The organism is Flavobacterium aeripolare (genome assembly GCF_013294025.1).
In the GTDB taxonomy this organism is placed as follows: Bacteria; Bacteroidota; Bacteroidia; order Flavobacteriales; family Flavobacteriaceae; genus Flavobacterium.
This window is the reverse complement of the sequence record NZ_JABSNL010000009.1, coordinates 112,922-127,016: the sequence shown is the minus strand read 5'-3', so window position 1 is coordinate 127,016 and position 14,095 is coordinate 112,922. Positions and strand designations below refer to the sequence as shown.

Annotated in this window: 12 protein-coding genes, 3 tRNA genes and 1 other RNA gene; 5 read left to right on the top strand and 11 right to left on the bottom strand. The window is 35.9% G+C overall.

Features of this window, described 5'->3' with window-relative positions; genetic code table 11:
• Window positions 1–135: 135 nt before the first annotated feature.
• The 5 genes from HNQ00_RS11610 to HNQ00_RS11590 all read right to left on the bottom strand — a co-directional run bounded on the left by HNQ00_RS11610 (window position 136) and on the right by HNQ00_RS11590 (window position 6,173).
• The gene (locus tag HNQ00_RS11610; protein ID WP_173838666.1) at window positions 136–1,800 is read right to left on the bottom strand and encodes a sodium/sugar symporter; all 1,665 of its coding nucleotides are present in this window, start codon (window positions 1,798–1,800) and stop codon (window positions 136–138) included.
• A 61-nt stretch (window positions 1,801–1,861) separates the two neighbouring features.
• A complete protein-coding gene (gene galE, locus HNQ00_RS11605) occupies window positions 1,862–2,884 on the bottom strand; it encodes a UDP-glucose 4-epimerase GalE (protein ID WP_173838665.1) in 1,023 nt (340 codons plus the stop codon).
• Window positions 2,885–2,886: 2 nt separating this feature from the next.
• Window positions 2,887–3,936 carry a UDP-glucose--hexose-1-phosphate uridylyltransferase gene (locus tag HNQ00_RS11600; RefSeq protein WP_173838664.1) on the bottom strand — a complete coding sequence of 350 codons (1,050 nt, stop codon included), beginning with the start codon at window positions 3,934–3,936 and terminating at the stop codon, window positions 2,887–2,889.
• Window positions 3,937–3,941: 5 nt separating this feature from the next.
• Window positions 3,942–5,108: a galactokinase gene (gene galK / locus HNQ00_RS11595; protein ID WP_173838663.1), complete on the bottom strand. Its 1,167-nt coding sequence runs from the start codon at window positions 5,106–5,108 to the stop codon at window positions 3,942–3,944.
• A gap of 12 nt (window positions 5,109–5,120) precedes the next feature.
• Window positions 5,121–6,173, bottom strand: coding sequence for an aldose epimerase family protein (locus HNQ00_RS11590; RefSeq protein ID WP_173838662.1), 1,053 nt, complete (start codon window positions 6,171–6,173; stop codon window positions 5,121–5,123).
• A 99-nt stretch (window positions 6,174–6,272) separates the two neighbouring features.
• Between HNQ00_RS11590 and HNQ00_RS11585 the strand changes: the two genes are divergently transcribed.
• Entirely contained in the window at window positions 6,273–7,271 is a 999-nt protein-coding gene (locus HNQ00_RS11585; protein ID WP_173838661.1) for a GntR family transcriptional regulator, read from the top strand.
• Window positions 7,272–7,498: 227 nt separating this feature from the next.
• On the opposite strand, the gene ssrA is transcribed toward HNQ00_RS11585, so the two are convergent.
• Window positions 7,499–7,895: a transfer-messenger RNA gene (gene ssrA / locus HNQ00_RS11580) on the bottom strand.
• 81 nt (window positions 7,896–7,976) lie between these two features.
• Window positions 7,977–9,170: a serine hydrolase domain-containing protein gene (locus tag HNQ00_RS11575; protein WP_173838660.1), complete on the bottom strand. Its 1,194-nt coding sequence runs from the start codon at window positions 9,168–9,170 to the stop codon at window positions 7,977–7,979.
• A 237-nt stretch (window positions 9,171–9,407) separates the two neighbouring features.
• Between HNQ00_RS11575 and HNQ00_RS11570 the strand changes: the two genes are divergently transcribed.
• Window positions 9,408–10,610, top strand: a complete 1,203-nt coding sequence (locus HNQ00_RS11570) for an NAD(P)-dependent oxidoreductase (RefSeq protein WP_173838659.1) — start codon at window positions 9,408–9,410, stop codon at window positions 10,608–10,610.
• 94 nt (window positions 10,611–10,704) lie between these two features.
• Here the strand turns inward: HNQ00_RS11570 and HNQ00_RS11565 are convergent, their stop codons facing one another.
• Entirely contained in the window at window positions 10,705–11,466 is a 762-nt protein-coding gene (locus tag HNQ00_RS11565) for a C40 family peptidase (RefSeq protein WP_173838658.1), read from the bottom strand.
• A gap of 73 nt (window positions 11,467–11,539) precedes the next feature.
• On the bottom strand, window positions 11,540–12,718 hold the full coding sequence (locus HNQ00_RS11560; protein ID WP_173838657.1) for an acetyl-CoA C-acyltransferase: 1,179 nt from the start codon (window positions 12,716–12,718) through the stop codon (window positions 11,540–11,542).
• Window positions 12,719–12,959: 241 nt separating this feature from the next.
• Between HNQ00_RS11560 and HNQ00_RS11555 the strand changes: the two genes are divergently transcribed.
• The 3 genes from HNQ00_RS11555 (at window position 12,960) to HNQ00_RS11545 (ending at window position 13,273) form a co-directional block, all read left to right on the top strand.
• Window positions 12,960–13,043 (top strand) — tRNA-Ser (locus tag HNQ00_RS11555).
• Between the two features lie 51 nt (window positions 13,044–13,094).
• Window positions 13,095–13,169, top strand: a tRNA-Pro gene (locus HNQ00_RS11550).
• Window positions 13,170–13,199: 30 nt separating this feature from the next.
• Window positions 13,200–13,273, top strand: a tRNA-Arg gene (locus HNQ00_RS11545).
• 108 nt (window positions 13,274–13,381) lie between these two features.
• Here the strand turns inward: HNQ00_RS11545 and HNQ00_RS11540 are convergent.
• Together HNQ00_RS11540 and HNQ00_RS11535 are read right to left on the bottom strand one after the other, a co-directional pair.
• Window positions 13,382–13,576, bottom strand: a complete 195-nt coding sequence (locus HNQ00_RS11540) for a hypothetical protein (RefSeq protein ID WP_173838656.1) — start codon at window positions 13,574–13,576, stop codon at window positions 13,382–13,384.
• Between the two features lie 96 nt (window positions 13,577–13,672).
• Window positions 13,673–14,095: a DoxX family protein gene (locus HNQ00_RS11535; protein WP_173838655.1), complete on the bottom strand. Its 423-nt coding sequence runs from the start codon at window positions 14,093–14,095 to the stop codon at window positions 13,673–13,675.

Sequence of the window (14,095 nt, the reverse complement as noted above, 5' to 3'; positions counted from 1 at the left end):
CACTTGCAAAGTTTTCCTCGCAAATGCTTAATTTTATGTCTAGTTTAATGTTAAGATTACCTGCTTTTTACTAGATTTTTATTGTTGTGTTGTTCAGTCAATTTAACAATTAACCTTAAATACTTAATTAGGAGATTATTTCCAGAATAGCGCATAGATTACCGCTACGATTAAGATAATTGCAAATGAGCAAATATTAAACAAAGGAGAAGTCTTGAATATTTCTTTGTTTAAAGGGATACCTTTTGCATCATCTTGACCTTTATTTTGCACTAAACTTAGTATGACTATTAGAATAATTGTTAAAAGGGTAGTGTAGCCCATCTGGTCCATCCATGGTAAAGATGGGAAAAATGATTCTATTCCAGTTCCTGCTGCCCATGATTTAGGTCCTACTTTAAAGAATAAAGCGATCGGTACTGATAGTAATGCACCCCAAATTGCAGCTTTGTTTGTTGTTTTTTTCCAAAATAATCCCAGTAAAAACACTCCTAATATTCCTGGACTTACAAGACCTGTATACTCCTGAATAAACTGGAATGCTTGGTCTATTCCTCCTAACAATGGAGCCATTAATACAGCGATTAATAAGGCAACTGCACCAGAGATACGTCCTACATTTACGGTAGTCTTATCATCTGCATTTTTATTAATGTACTGCTTGTAAATATCCATTGTAAAAATGGTCGAAGTCGAATTAAGCATTGATGCTAGTGATGATACTATTGCTGCCGCTAATGCCGCAAAAGCCAAACCTTTTAATCCTGCTGGAAGAAAATGCAATAACCATGGGTAGGCTCTATCTGCTGTACCTACACCCGGAAGATTTACCATTGCCGAAGCTCCTAATCTCGCCATAATAGCGGGGTCATTTACAATCACATAAGCTGCAATACCAGGAATTACTACAATTAAAGGAATGATAATCTTTAAAAATCCAGCTAATAAAATACCTTTTTGTGCTTCTCTTAATGACTTTGCAGCCAAGGTTCTTTGAATAATATACTGGTTGAAACCCCAATAATAAATATTAGCCACCCATAATCCTCCAATTAAAACCCCTATACCTGGTAAATTCATGTACTCTGGGTTTGATTTGTCTAAGATCATAACAAATCTATCTGGAGCTGCATTATATATCGTAGTCAAACCTTGCCATACTCCAGCGCCGTCAGAAACTGTATTTAAGGCTAAGTAAGTGGTAACTAATCCTCCTAAAACTAAAAAGACAACTTGTATAACGTCTGTCCATGCTACAGCTGATAAGCCACCATATAAAGAATATGCAGCCGAAAATAAGGCAAGGCCAATAATAGCATAGATCATGTCAACACCTAATATGGTTTCGATAGCTAAACCTCCTAAATATAAAACAGTGGTTAGGTTCACAAAAACATAGAGTGCAATCCAGAAAATAGCGAGGATCGTTTTAAGGTTTGTAGAGAATCTTTTTTCGACAAACTCAGGAATCGTATAAATTCCTTTTTCGATAAAAATAGGAAGGAAATATTTCCCAACGATTATAAGTGTGAATGCAGCCATCCATTCATATGAAGCAATAGCTAAACCTAGTGCAAAACCAGAACCTGACATTCCTATAAATTGCTCTGCAGATATATTTGCAGCAATTAATGAAGAACCAATTGCCCACCAAGGCAATGATTTACTGGCAAGAAAATAATCTTCAGCATTTTTTTGTTGGCCATCTTTATCTCGCGATACCCACAGTCCCACACCTAAAATAAGAACTGCATAAGCAGTAAATACCGCATAATCTAGAAATCCAAAGTCAGTTACCATATCTTTTTTGTTATTATTTTAAACACTATTTTTAATTAAAACCTTTTAAGTCTCTGCTAATCTAAATGGTAATGCCACGCACTTTTTGCTCCCATTTCCAAGCGCTCTCCATGGCTTGTTCAAGTGTAAGTTGGGTTTTCCATCCTAGCACTTCATTGGCTTTATTAGTATTAGCATACGCTGAAGTAATGTCACCAGCTCTGCGATCAACAATGCTATAATTGAGTTTTTTACCGCTCACTTTTTCGAATGCATGAATAACTTCTAGAACAGAACTTCCTACACCAGTTCCTAAATTAAACGTTTCTACTTTCTCACTGTTTTTCTTGTCGAGTAAACGCTCTAGCGCAACGACGTGAGCTTTAGCTAGATCTACTACATGAATGTAATCACGTATGCATGTTCCGTCAGTAGTAGGGTAATCATCACCGTACACTAATAGTTCGCTTCTTAAACCAACTGCGGTTTGCGTAATAAACGGCACTAGATTTTGTGGTACACCTAGCGGTAATTCTCCAATTTCTGCTGTGGTATGCGCTCCAATAGGATTAAAGTAGCGCAACAGTATAGCGTTGATACCACTTATTTTTGCTACATCTGATATGATTTCCTCACCTATTTGCTTAGTATTACCATAAGGAGACAGCGCGGTTTGAACGGCCGTGTTCTCATCAATTGGCATCACTTTGGCTTGACCATAAACGGTACAAGAAGAGCTAAAGATAAAATGAGCATCTTCTTTTTTCTCTAATTCTTGAAGTAAATATACCAATGAATTGATGTTGTTTTCGTAATAAAGCAAGGGATTACCCACGCTTTCTCCTACTGCTTTTGAAGCTGCAAAATGAATAACTCCCTTAATATCCTGATGTCTTTTAAAGAAGTCTTGAACCACCGCCTTTTCACGTAAATCTAATTTTTCAAATAGGGGAGTCGTGCCCGTTATTGCCGTGATTCCTTGTAAAACATCTTCGGTAGCATTTGATAAATTATCAATAACAATAACTTCATAGCCTTTGTTTTGCAATTCGACTACGGTATGCGAACCTATAAATCCCAAACCTCCAGTAACTACAATTTTCATAATTATTTGTTTTTATAGTGAACGTCAGAAAGGTCTCTCAGCATTTGAGCACTTTTTTCGGCAGTGATGTCTCTTTGTGATTCTCCCATCATCTCATAACCTACCATAAATTTCTTTACAGTTGCAGAACGCAATAATGGCGGATAAAAATGCATGTGGAATTGCCATTCAGGATGTTCCTCACCATCTGTAGGCGCTTGATGAACTCCTGAAGAATAGGGAAATGAAGTTTCAAAAAGGTTGTCGTAACGTGTTGTCAATTGCTTTAAAATACTAGCAAAAGCCGTTGCTTCGTCAGTAGTGAAGTCCGTAATTTTAGTGATGTGTCTTTTACTGATAATCATGGTTTCAAAAGGCCACACAGCCCAGAAAGGTACTAGTACAGCAAAATGATCGTTTTCGACAACCACACGCTCTTTAAGTTTTAATTCTTCGTGCAAGTAATCTTGAAGCAAGTTTGTACCCTGCTTTTTATAGTATGCTTGTAAGTTGGCTTGCGTTTTTTCTACCTCTGTTGGCAGTGAAGATTGCGCCCAAATTTGACCATGAGGATGCGGGTTACTACAACCCATAACACTACCTTTATTTTCAAATATTTGTACGTGATTGATGTAATCGATGCTTCCTAAATCAGTATATTCTTTTTGCCAAGTAGCAATAATATCACTGATCGCATCGACAGTCATTTCTGGTAATGTCAAATTGTGCTCTGGTGAGAAACAAACAACCTTAGAAATACCTCTTTCTGGTTGTGCTTTAAAAAACAAGTTGTTTTTATCTTCTTGAAAATCAATAGGTTCTTGTTTTAGGGCAGCAAAGTCATTTTCGAAAACAAAACTCTTTTTATAATCTGGATTTACTTCACCATTAGCACGCACATTTCCTGCACACAAATAGCAAGTAGGATCATAAGCAGGTAATTCCTCCTTAGAAATACTTTCATTCTGTCCTTGCCATGGGCGTTTAGAACGGTGCGGAGATACCAGAACCCACTCGTTTATTAATGGATTATACCTTCTATGTGGATCTTCGTTTATGTCAAATTTTTTCATGATAATTATTTTTTATAAAGTGATGTTCCGTTTCCAATGGTAACATCATAAATTTTTAATTCTATGTTAAAGGCATCAAAATAAGCTTTTGAAAATTTTGCTTTTACTTCATCTTCAAATCCTTTTTTGACTAAATTAATAGTGCAACCGCCAAAACCGCCACCCATTAATCGAGATCCTATAACTACTTCTTCTGCTTTAGCTAAATCCACAAGAACGTCCAGTTCCTTACAACTTACTTCGTAATTTTTAGACAACCCCTCGTGCGTTGCAAACATTAATTCGCCTAAAAGGGCAATATTACCATTGTCTAAGGCTTTGCAAGCTTCAATAACTCTATTAATCTCTTTTACGACAAATAGCGAACGCTTGTACACATCGGCACTCATTTTTCCCTTTAGATCAATAATAGTTTGCTCAGTACAATCTCTAAAACTATTGATTTCGGGGAAATTTTGTTTCACAATTGCTATCCCTTCCTCACATTGATCTCTACGCTCGTTGTACGCCGATGTCATTAGGGAATGCTTTACATTCGAATCAAATAAAATTAAGGAATACTCATTAAAGTTGGCTTCATGATACGTGTATTCTAGCGTGCGGCAGTCAATTTTAACGACTTTGTTCTCCTTACCCATAACACTAGAAAATTGATCCATTATTCCGCAATGAATTCCTACCCAATGTTCTGCTTTTTGACCTAACAAAGCAATATCGATAGGCTTTATATTTAATTGAAATAGTTCATTCATACCAAATAAAAATCCGCATTCTAAAGCTGCCGAAGACGATAGCCCAGAACCCACTGGAATGTTGCTACTGAAAACACAGTTGACACCTTCAAATTCAAAACCGTTTTGCTTTAATTGTTGCAAAACTCCTCTAATATAATTTGTCCAAACACTTTCAGTTTGCGTGATTTCTTTTGTAACATCAATTTCAAATTCATCATCAAGATCCATGGCAATTACCCTAGAAGTATTTGAATTGTTTTTTTCGAAAGCAAAACAAATTATCTTGTCGATGGCAGCAGGTAGAACATAACCATCGTTATAGTCAATGTGTTCTCCAATGATATTGATTCTCCCAGGAGAAAGAACTACAGTAGTAGGTTCAGAGTGAAATACTTGTTGGAAATAGCTGCTGGTTTTATTGATTAAAGTAGTATTCATAGCGTTATTGACTTATAAAGATTGAAAATTATAGCTTGTTTTGTGATGGTACACGTCTCCTTTTTTTAAAATCGCCGAAGGGAAATTTGAATGGTTGGGTGCATCAGGATAATTTTGGGTTTCAAAGCAAATACCACTCCTACTGTGATAGGCAGCTCCGTTCTTAGCATTTAGACCTGCTTTACAGGCGCCACCTACATAAACATGAACACCAGGTTGCGTAGTATGAACCGTCATTTGTAGCTTGTTTTTAGGACTATAAAGTATGGCAGCAGCTTCATTATAATTTGGAGCAATAAAAGTGTTGTCTATAGTAGTAGGACATTTTCTAGCCGATGTAAAATCAAAGGGTCCATTAGTAGTTGCTGCAATTTTACCCGTAGGAATACTAGTCATTGTTGTTTCTAGCATTTTATCAGAGCAAATTGTTAAATCCTGATTTACCACAGTAGTATCATGACCGTCTAAATTAAAATAACTATGATTAGTTAAATTGATAATAGTATCAGCATTTGCCGTAGCATGATAAGAAACAAGCAATTCATTTTGATTGTTTAATGTGTATGCTACTTCGATTGTAAGTTCAGCTGGAAAATGCTCATCGTTATCTGGACTAATCAGTCTCATTTTCACACTCGGGAGATCTCCTTCTTTTATGTCGATTATATCCCACACTTTCTGGCTGAAATTATTAATTCCGCCGTGTAATGTATTGTTGTTGTTATTAGTATTTAATTGAAAATTAGTTTCATTCAAGCTGAATTTTCCATCCTTGATTCGGCCTGCGTATCTGCCTACAGTTGCGCCATAATAAGGCGCATCTAATCCAGCAAACGAATCTACATATCCAGACAAGTTATCAAAACCTAAAACAGTATCTATCATGGTACCGTTTTGTAAAGGAATTTTTATAGCTGTAATGGTAGCGCCATAATTTATTATATGGACCTCCATACCATTATCATTAATCAATTTACAAGAGTGTACACTTTCTCCGTTAGGTAGTTTACCAAACAATTTCGTTATATTATTACCGATAAAATGTGATATGTATTTTGTTTCCATACTTTTTTTGTTAAATACTGAAAATCAAAAGTAAAATAAAAGAATGCTTTTACACACCAGTACCTACCAGTTTTTGTATCTTGCGTAAAAATCGCACTTATGAAAATAATTTCAGTTCAAGAAAACATAGGTATTCCTAAATACAAACAGATTATTGCTACCATTGAAAAATCAATAGAGGAAGGAAGGCTTAAAAAAGATGATAAGCTACCCTCTGTAAATAAAGTGTGTTTAGAATTTACCTTGTCTAGGGATACGGTTTTATTAGCTTATAACGAACTGAAAAAGAGGGGGATAATTTACGCAATCGCGGGCAAAGGTTGTTATGTTAAAAGTGTGGAAACCAAGATAAAACAGAAGGTTTTTCTATTATTTGATGAACTAAATATCTTTAAGGAAGATATCTACAATGCTTTTTTAAAGAGTCTGGGCAAAGGCGTTCAGGTTGATATTTTCTTCCATCATTTTAACAGTCAGGTGTTTCAAAAGTTGGTTAACGATGCTAATGGAAACTACACTAAATACGTTGTAATGCCAACCAATTTGATTGAGGCAGCGGCGATTATAAAAACCCTACCAGTTGAGGAGGTGTATATATTAGATCAAACTAATCCAGAACTGCTTAGTTTTCCTGCAGTTTATCAAAATCATCGCGAAGACATTTATAAGGGACTGCAAAAAGGGAAAGGACAATTAAAAAAATACCAAAAGCTAATCTTAATTTTCCCCGGTTTTAGAGAACCAATCGGAATGAAAGAAGGGTTTTTACATTTTTGCCAGCAGGGGGATTTTGATTACGAAGTTATTTCTGATTTTGCGAATAGAACAATTAATAAAGGAGAGGTGTATGTCATTCCTGATGATAGGGACTTAGTGCACGTGATTGAAACTTCTAAAAAGCAAAAACTAAAATTAGGTCTAGATTATGGTATCATATCTTACAATGATACTCCGCTTAAAAAAATAGTCGAAAACGGCATTACAACCATTTCTACAAATTTTGAAGCCATGGGGAAAATTTTGGCACAAATGATATTAAAAAACAAACACCAACAAATAGAAAATAAAAGCGAACTTATTTTGCGTCATTCTTTATAGATACGGAGTCTTGGTTACTTTTTGTAGAAATTATATTAATAGTAGGGCTAGTTGTTTTTGGTCTTTATCGAATACTCTATTAGCAGGCGAGAGTTTTATTTCCGCGCTAGCTGTGGTTGCTACAGGATCTAGTTGAAAGTACTTTAAATAAAAATTAAACGTACAGGCAACCAAATATATCAACCGCAAACAAAAAGCCCCGTAAACACTGGGTTTACGGGGCTTTTTTGTGGAGTCGCCGAGAATCGAACTCGGGTCCAAACAAGCAATTAAAGAGCTTTCTACGCGTTTATTTCCTGATTGAATTTTCGATAGTGAGCTAGGCCAGAAACAGCCACTCAATACTTATCTTCTTAATTTTGAAATCCACCCGAAGCTTATGGAAATCTAGGTCTATTTTTACGGTTCTCCTGAATAGAACGCCACAAACCAAGGCTTTCAAGGAGAATCCAGCTTTCCTATCTGATAGGAACGTGGCGTAATCGTACTATAATTCGGATTATGCAGCTAAAGCGTAGTTATTTTCGCCGTGTAAAATTGTAAGATCTTATATTTACGAGCAAGGTCTCAATGCTCGACGTGCTTACTGTTCAATTCGACTTGCTGTCAAAACCAGTCGACCCCAAATCTCTATAAAAATTGAGAGTGCAAAGATATTCAATTTATCCCAAATACAATGTTATTGGTGGATTTATCTAAATAAAATTATTCTTGTTTTCCATCATCATCTATCTTAAAAGGATAATCTCCAAAAAGTACAGACAGTTCTCTCACTTTATAAGTGCTTCTAGTAAATTTATTAGATAAAGCAATTATCGTTACACCTTCAATAGGCAAGGTAATAAACGACGAAGTATTCCCGTGCCACCAGCCATTGTGAAAATAAAAATTTTGCCCGGTTGGCCAGTTAATCATTCGCATTCCTAGTCCGTAGTTATTTTGACCTACATGCTCGTTGCTGTAACCAATATACGCTTGTTTAAGTAATTCAGGATTAAAAAATAAAGCAGAGTTTCTTCCTTGATCAAATTTTAATAGATCACGCGCAGTAGAATATATATTCTTGTCTCCATAAATTGCGTCTAAGTAATCTAAGGCTACTTTACTGTTGTTTCTGTAAGACGGTACTGCTGTTCCTTTGTCTCTTTCGTAATCAAACACATAAGTGTCTTTCATGTCAAGAGGAGTAAAGATTAGTTTTTTCATCGCATCTTCATAGCTCAAAGCGGTTACTTTTTCGATAATTAAAGCTAGCATGGCAAAGTTAGTATTGCAGTAGCTAAAGCGAGTATCTGTTTTAAACTCTAAGTCAATTTTCTTTGTAGCCATGATATCTAAAATATCTTGGTTACTTAATATTTTATGTCGGTCCCAAATTCCTTTTTCTCCCGTAAAGTAAGCATAGTTACGCATGCCTGAGCGGTGATTTAGTAATGTTTTTACAGTAACATCAGGGTAAGGGAAGTTTGCTAGCAATGTTGTCACCTTTTGATCTAATGTCAGTTTCTTTTGATCTACTAATTTTAAAATAGCAGTTGCAGTAATTACTTTACTTACAGAGGCCAGATGAAGCGGTGTTGTACTTGTTATTGAATCTTTAGATTTTGTGTCTGTTACCCCGCTATATCTTTCAAAAATAACTTGACCATCTTTTGCCACTAAGATGCTACCATTCATACTATTATTAGGCCAAGTTTTTTTATAGAAGTGCGTTATTGAAGCTACTTTTGAAGCTACATAATTGGGATCTAGTTCCTTGCCAGGTTTTAAGATTTCTCTTGTCGTGTTTTTTGCTTGTTCTTGTGGTGAAACTTGGGCATTATTTTTTTGATTACAGCTACTTATTACTGCCGAAAAGACCAGTATATGTAGTATATTTACGTTTTTTATGAAGATCATTTTTTTAGCTAAATTGAATCGCAAATATATCGAAACAGATAGTATTCTTTATGTTTTTTTTTAACCTTAACAGTATTTTATTAGTACTATATGTTAGAATTGTATATATTTTTTTCATCGCTGTATGTTCATTGCACGGATATTTAGATTATCTTTAAAAATCAAACAATATTGAGTCAAAATGTTGTATTTGTAACATTTGACTATTTTTAATTCATTTAAGCAAGCATTTAATATATGAAGTTCGGAATCATCAAAGAAAGAAAAAGTCCACCCGACAGGCGTGTTGTTTTTTCGCCAAAAGCCTTAGTGCAATTAAAAGAGAGTCATCCAGAAGCTGAAATTGAAGTAGAAACTTCTGATATTCGAATATTCTCAGATGAGGAATATCAAAAGCTTTCTATTGCAGTTACACCAAATGTTTTTGATGCAGATGTACTTTTTGGTGTAAAGGAAGTGCCTGTTGAAAACTTGATTCCTAATAAGTCGTATTTTTTCTTCTCGCACACCATTAAAAAGCAGCCTTACAATAGAAAATTATTGAAAGCAGTCTTAGAAAATAACATTACATTATATGATCACGAAACTATTGTAGATGCTGAAAACAGACGTCTAATAGGTTTTGGTAGGTATGCTGGAATTGTAGGTGCCTATAATACTATTCGCGCTTTTGGATTAAAGTTTGAATTATTTAAATTGCCTAAGGCAGAAACGTTAGCAGGAACAGACGAACTGATAAGACACCTAAAACGTATTGTTTTTCCGCCTGTTAAGTTTGTAGTTACTGGTGGTGGTAAAGTAGGAGGTGGGATTAAGGAAATTCTAGATGCTATTAAAATCACTGAGGTTTCTGTGGATAACTTTCTTACTAAGAAATATTCGCAGGCAGTTTATACGCAAATTGATGTATTAGATTATAATAAGAGAAAAGACGGTCAGCTTATTACTTGTAAAGATTTCTACGAAAATCCTACGGAGTATGTTGGAAATTTTGAACGATTTACAAAAGTGGCTGATATTGTTATCACAGGTCACTTTCATGGTAATGACGCGCCTGATATCTTGACTAGAGAAATGCTACAGGCAAAGGATTGCCATGTGAAAGTAGTAGGGGATGTGTCTTGTGATATTAATGGTCCTATTGCTTGCACTTTGCGCTCATCAACAATTGCGGAACCTTTGTACGGTTATTTACCATCTGAACACAAAGAGGTTGAAATTTTTCATCCTGCTGCAGTGGTGGTAATGGCAGTAGATAATTTACCTTGTGAATTGCCTAAAGATGCTAGTGAAGGTTTTGGAGCGATGTTTTTACAGCATGTTATTCCAGCTTTCTTTGATGGTGATGCAAATGGTATTTTGGCTAGAGCCAAAATGACAGCGAACGGAAAATTGACAGATAAGTTTAGTTACTTGCAGGATTATGTTGATGGTAAGTAATGACACAGTTAAAGAATAAAAAAGAGACGTTAATCTAAGCAATTAACGTCTCTTTTTTATTTAGAGTATTTTCGCGAAAGCGTCATAAGATGCCTTATATGATCTTTTTGATAACTCTTAACTTGTGTGTGTGTTTATTGATTTCGCCATTATAAATACCTAGGTGATCTAATCGGTCGATTCTCACTTTTCCGCTGGCGTGAATGATGTAATTGTTTTCCATCATGATACCCACGTGAATAATTTTACCTTCCTCATTATCGAAAAAGGCCAAGTCTCCTGGCTCGCTTTCTTCGATAAAACTTAGTGGTTCTCCCTGCATCGCTTGCTCAGATGCATCACGTAACAATTTATATCCATTTAATTTATAGACCATTTGCGTAAAACCAGAACAGTCTATACCAAAAGGAGTTTTGCCTCCCCATAAATAAGGTGCATTTAAGTACAAGAACGATGTTTGAATTAAATTGTTCTTGTCTTTTATTCCTGATGTGGTTGTTCCTTCAAAATCAAATTTGCTGCTATTAATGGCATCGTGGTTTAAAAATGACAAGGAAGCTGCGAGTGGAATAGGCATTAATAGATTTGAAGGCGCCGTAATGTAATCGATTAAATCTGCATTTAAAACGATAGGTTCATTAGACAAGAGATCAAATTGTTCGTTTGATATATTTTGGCACTGTTTGCTATCAATCCATCCTTCATAACCATCGTATTGCAATTTAATTCTAGACCACTGTTTTTGAGTTTCTAAAATTTTAAAATGCTCACCAAAAAGTACTTGGGAGACGATTTCGCTCCTATCATTTGGTTCAAACCGAAGTGGGATTATAGCCAGATTACAAATTCCGAACATCTAAATGCGAGTATTAGTTATGAGATAAAAAGGGCTGCAATGACACTACATGCAGCCCATATATAAAAATAATTTAGTTTCTTTCAAGCACAATTGCCGAAGCACCACCACCACCATTACAGATAGCTGCAGCTCCAGTCTTAGCATTATTTTGCTCTAAAACATTCAATAAAGTAACGATGATTCTCGCTCCAGAACATCCTAGAGGATGACCAAGAGAAACTGCTCCACCATTTACATTTACTTTGTCATTGTCTAATCCTAAAATCTTAGAATTAGCCAAACCTACTACTGCAAATGCTTCATTGAATTCAAAAAAGTCAACATCAGTAATAGCAATTCCAGCTTTATCAAGTGCTTTAGGTAAAGCTTTTGACGGACTCGTAGTGAACCATTTTGCTTCTTGAGCAGCATCTGCATATCCTTTGATATATGCTAATGGTGTCAATCCAAGTGCTACTGCTTTCTCTTCGCTCATTAAAACTAATGCTGCTGCACCATCATTAATTGTAGAGGCGTTTGCAGCTGTTACTGTACCACCTTTACTAAATACTGCATTCAGTCCTGGTATGCGTTCGATATTTACATTTGTATATTCTTCATCTTTTGCAACGATGATAGGATCACCCTTTCTTTGAGGAACAGCAACTGGTACAATCTCGTTATCAAATTTACCAGCATCCCATGCATTAGCAGAGCGCGTGTAAGATTGAATAGCATAAGCATCTTGATCTTCTCTAGTAAAGTTGTATTCTGTTGCACACAAATCAGCGCAAACTCCCATTGCGTTGTTGTCGTAAGCATCAATCAAACCATCTTTTTGTAAACCGTCAATCATTGTTGCAGGTCCAAATTTATTTGCAGTTCTCATGTTTAAGTAGTGCGGAATCAAACTCATGTTTTCCATTCCACCCGCTACTACAACATCTGCGTCTCCGCATTGAATAGCTTGAGCTGCTAACATCACAGATTTCATTCCAGATGCGCATACTTTATTTACTGTAGTACAAGGAACGGTATCAGGTAAGCCTGCATACATTGCAGCTTGTCGAGCAGGTGCTTGACCTACTCCAGCTTGAACGACATTACCCATGTAAACCTCGTCTACTAATTTTGGATCTAAATTTATTTTATCTAAGGCACCTTTAATAGCGATAGCCCCTAAGCGAGGTGCTGGTACAGTAGACAATCCCCCCATAAAACTGCCGATAGGTGTTCTAACTGCAGAAACGATAACAACTCTTTTGTTCATAATTTATATAATGTTGGTTTGTGTAGCAAATTTAAGGTTTTTTAAACAAATTCTGATTTATAGTGTGAGTTTATATTTATGGGTTAATTATCGTGAAAAAATATTTTTGCTATATATTTGATTGTTAAGCTTTTTAAAATTAATTGCGATTTTTTTCAAAAATAATCGTCAAAATGCTTGTGGGAAACCTGAAGTTGTCTTAAATTTGCAACCGCAAAACGAGACACGTTTCTCTGAGCTTGGAGGGGTGCCAGAGTGGTAATGGAGCAGTTTGCTAAACTGTCATCGGGTAACCGGTGCCAGGGTTCGAGTCCCTGTCCCTCCGCATATTTATTGAAGATTTGAAATTTAGTTTAATTCGTTAAACTAAATGTCACGGGGTGTAGCGTAGCTCGGTTATCGCGCCTGCTTTGGGAGCAGGAGGCCGCAGGTTCGAATCCTGCCACCCCGACTAAACTTTACCATTAGTTTTAAAAGAAATGGAGGCATAGCTCAGCTGGATAGAGCACCTGCCTTCTAAGCAGGCGGTCGAAGGTTCGAATCCTTCTGCCTTCACTTAAAAACCCCGATACTTGTATCGGGGTTTTTTATTTTATAAAGGTTTGAAATATACAGCTCATAAAAAAAGCGCCTCAATAGCATTGAGGCGCTTACATTTTTAGCTTATTTCTTTTCTTCATTGTTCAGTTTATCATCAAAGTCGGGTTTCTCTCCTTTGAATTTTTGTGTATCAACATCATAGTTCTCATCGTTTGTCAACGTTTCATCGTGATCTTTGTATTGATGCTTTCTCATATCACTTCTATTGTCTCCCCCTTTTTGATTGGGTCTTTGCGGATTTTGATTGTTTGCGCTCATAATATTTTGTTTTTTTTGTTTATTTAAAATTACACATAAACAACTGCAACAGTGTTACGAAATTATACCACAATCTTATAGAATTTAATACAATGACTATTTGCGCTCATTATAGGCCTTCCAAGCTCCTGTTGACCAAATTGCCCATGCAATTAGCACCGGTTGAAAAAATAAACGCATTAATCTTGCCTGATCTGTGTCTAATGATCCAAAAGCATCTCTCTGTTCCATGTACTGCGCGATATTTCCAGGAAAGACAAGTATAAAGAAGATGCCTAGAAACCATCCTATAGTGACACGTTGTGCTTTCCAGAACATAAGAGCTAGTCCTAAAGTGATCTCGACAATACCGGATAAAATAACCACTAAGTCTTTACTCACAGGAACCCAGTCTGGGACTTGAGCCTGAAAATCTACTCTAAAAAATGTTAGGTGGCTGTATCCTGCAATCAACATGAAAGAGGCAAGTATAATTCTAAATATGTTTTGGGTGGTTGTAGTTGGTATGTAATTTTTCAT

Bases quoted from the DNA above. Each gene is read 5' to 3' on its own strand.
- HNQ00_RS11610 (WP_173838666.1), bottom strand. From the start codon at position 1,800: ATGGTAACTGACTTTGGATTTCTAGATTATGCGGTATTTACTGCTTAT.
- HNQ00_RS11560 (WP_173838657.1), bottom strand. From the start codon at position 12,718: ATGAACAAAAGAGTTGTTATCGTTTCTGCAGTTAGAACACCTATCGGC.
- HNQ00_RS11570 (WP_173838659.1), top strand. From the start codon at position 9,408: ATGAAGTTCGGAATCATCAAAGAAAGAAAAAGTCCACCCGACAGGCGT.
- HNQ00_RS11600 (WP_173838664.1), bottom strand. From the start codon at position 3,936: ATGAAAAAATTTGACATAAACGAAGATCCACATAGAAGGTATAATCCA.
- galK (WP_173838663.1), bottom strand. From the start codon at position 5,108: ATGAATACTACTTTAATCAATAAAACCAGCAGCTATTTCCAACAAGTA.
- HNQ00_RS11585 (WP_173838661.1), top strand. From the start codon at position 6,273: ATGAAAATAATTTCAGTTCAAGAAAACATAGGTATTCCTAAATACAAA.
- HNQ00_RS11565 (WP_173838658.1), bottom strand. From the start codon at position 11,466: ATGTTCGGAATTTGTAATCTGGCTATAATCCCACTTCGGTTTGAACCA.
- HNQ00_RS11535 (WP_173838655.1), bottom strand. From the start codon at position 14,095: ATGAAAAATTACATACCAACTACAACCACCCAAAACATATTTAGAATT.
- HNQ00_RS11540 (WP_173838656.1), bottom strand. From the start codon at position 13,576: ATGAGCGCAAACAATCAAAATCCGCAAAGACCCAATCAAAAAGGGGGA.
- galE (WP_173838665.1), bottom strand. From the start codon at position 2,884: ATGAAAATTGTAGTTACTGGAGGTTTGGGATTTATAGGTTCGCATACC.
- HNQ00_RS11575 (WP_173838660.1), bottom strand. From the start codon at position 9,170: ATGATCTTCATAAAAAACGTAAATATACTACATATACTGGTCTTTTCG.
- HNQ00_RS11590 (WP_173838662.1), bottom strand. From the start codon at position 6,173: ATGGAAACAAAATACATATCACATTTTATCGGTAATAATATAACGAAA.